A 529-nucleotide genomic window follows, 5' to 3' on the forward strand; every position below is an offset into this window, starting at 1 on the left:
TGGGCGAGGTGCAGGGCCAGGGTTACGTGGGCCAGGCCCTTGGTGCAGCGGACATGCTGGCCGCTGTGTACGGCGACCAGCTGCGGTTCCGTGCCGAGGACCCGCACTGGGAGGCACGGGACCGGTTCCTGCTCTCCACCGGGCACTACGCCATCGGCCATTACGCAGCCCTTGCCGAAGCAGGCATCGTCCCGGTGGAGGAACTCGAGACCTACGGCTCGGACGACTCCCGGCTGCCGATGTCCGGGATGTCCACCTACACTCCCGGCATGGAAATTTCCGGCGGATCCCTCGGCCACGGCCTGAGTCTCGCTGTGGGCATGGCCTTGGGCCTGCGTTACCAAGGCTCCAACGCCAGGGTTTACAACTTCCTCTCAGACGGTGAACTGGATGAGGGATCCACGTGGGAGGCCGCCATGGGCGCCCATCATCACCAGCTCGGCAACCTCACCGCCATGGTGGACATCAACGCCCTGCAGGCTGATGGCAAGACCGACACAGTGCTCAGCACGGAGCCGATCACGGAAAA

Annotated in this window: 1 protein-coding gene; it reads left to right on the plus strand. The window is 65.2% G+C overall.

Annotated elements, in window-relative coordinates; translation table 11 throughout:
• Positions 1-529, plus strand: a 529-nt coding sequence (locus CXQ89_RS18010; protein WP_374953001.1) for a transketolase, incomplete at both ends; no start/stop codon positions are given.

It is taken from the genome of Arthrobacter sp. ZGTC212 (assembly GCF_002929255.1).
GTDB lineage: Bacteria > Actinomycetota > Actinomycetes > Actinomycetales > Micrococcaceae > Arthrobacter_B > Arthrobacter_B sunyaminii.